Annotated in this window: 2 protein-coding genes and 2 pseudogenes; 1 reads left to right on the top strand and 3 read right to left on the bottom strand. The window is 56.8% G+C overall.

The genetic code is table 11. The features are described 5' to 3' along the window. The 3 genes and pseudogenes from PH547_RS33690 to PH547_RS33680 all read right to left on the bottom strand — a co-directional run. A partial coding sequence (locus PH547_RS33690; protein ID WP_184806416.1) for a recombinase family protein occupies positions 1 to 298 on the bottom strand: 298 nt, incomplete at its 3' end. Next, the gene (locus PH547_RS33685) at positions 291 to 467 is read right to left on the bottom strand and encodes a hypothetical protein (RefSeq protein WP_240535395.1); all 177 of its coding nucleotides are present in this window, start codon (positions 465 to 467) and stop codon (positions 291 to 293) included. The genes PH547_RS33685 and PH547_RS33690, both read right to left, overlap by 8 nt. A gap of 106 nt (positions 468 to 573) precedes the next feature. Beyond that, positions 574 to 690, bottom strand: a pseudogene (locus PH547_RS33680) (hypothetical protein); the annotation flags it as partial. A gap of 77 nt (positions 691 to 767) precedes the next feature. Between PH547_RS33680 and PH547_RS33675 the strand changes: the two are divergent. Continuing rightward, a pseudogene (locus tag PH547_RS33675) lies at positions 768 to 956 on the top strand (transposase domain-containing protein); the annotation flags it as partial. Positions 957 to 1,053: the final 97 nt, after the last annotated feature.

The following is a 1,053-nucleotide window of genomic DNA, read 5'->3' as shown; positions in this document are numbered from 1 at the left end:
GCCAATCACGGCCATTGCGCGCCAGACGTGAGGCCTCAAGCGATACGACTGCTCCCACCCGACCTTCACATATCGCCGCCAACAGCTTCTCGAATCCTGGGCGGGCGATGCCACCTCCGGATCGTCCAAGGTCATCGTCGACGATCTCGACGGTCTCCCAACCCAACTGTCGAGCACGCTCGACTAAGCCGTACTGCCGTCGTTGGCTTTCCAGGTTATTGGCAACCTGGTAGGCTGTCGACTGCCGGACGTAGACGAAGGCGCTAAGGCTAAGATGGTCGGCGGTAATCTTACTCATTGCCCGCCTCCTTTCCGCCGTCGGCGAACCGCTTGCCGGCCAGCTTTGCCGCCGCTTCCGTCAACAGTAATTGAAGGAGTGTTAAGGCTTCCCGGCGCTGGGTGTCGCTCAGGTCTACCGGCCGGGCTGTCACGAACAGATCCAATTGCATGCGAAATTGCTTTCTCATGGCTTATCCCTTCGGCTTCTTGAACCGAGCGAAAAGGTACGTGAGAATCAATGAATGCGCGCAGTTCAATAAGCTTGGCTGCCGAAAGGCGCGGCTCGGCTACAATCTCGATCGAACTTGCCGCAGGATCAAACATCCATGCGGGGATTTGAAATGAGCCACCATGGGCTTGTCGAATCAGCAGATAATGAACACCTTCGTGCTCATGGCTGCCGGTTACCAATACGGTTTGGTCAACCAGTGGATGGAAGGGATAAGTGACCGTGGACTCGAATGCCAGAAACCCGGCATTATGAACCCGGCTTCGATGAAGGGGGCCGCAACTGGGCCCGGTTTGCCAGCCTGATCGGCACTTGTAAAATGAACAGCGTTGAACCCTACGCCTATCTGTGCGATCTCTTCGTCAGCCTCGCAAACGGCCACCTAGCAAAAGACATCGATGCCCTCATGCCCTGGGCCTACGCCGCCCGCATCAAGGCCTCACAATGAGCTCGTCAGGTACTCTTCGGTGAGCTCATTTGACGGGCCGTAGATCAACCTCAGATCACTGCAACTGAAAAATCGATGGGGCGTGGACGCCGCATAC

Source organism: Rhizobium cerradonense (genome assembly GCF_030182455.1).
In the GTDB taxonomy this organism is placed as follows: domain Bacteria; phylum Pseudomonadota; class Alphaproteobacteria; order Rhizobiales; family Rhizobiaceae; genus Rhizobium.
Note: the sequence above shows the minus strand (reverse complement) of the source record. Positions and strands in the feature narration are given on the sequence as shown.

Excerpts from the sequence above, each read along its gene's own strand:
- PH547_RS33685 (WP_240535395.1), bottom strand. The coding sequence starts at position 467 with ATGAGAAAGCAATTTCGCATGCAATTGGATCTGTTCGTGACAGCCCGG.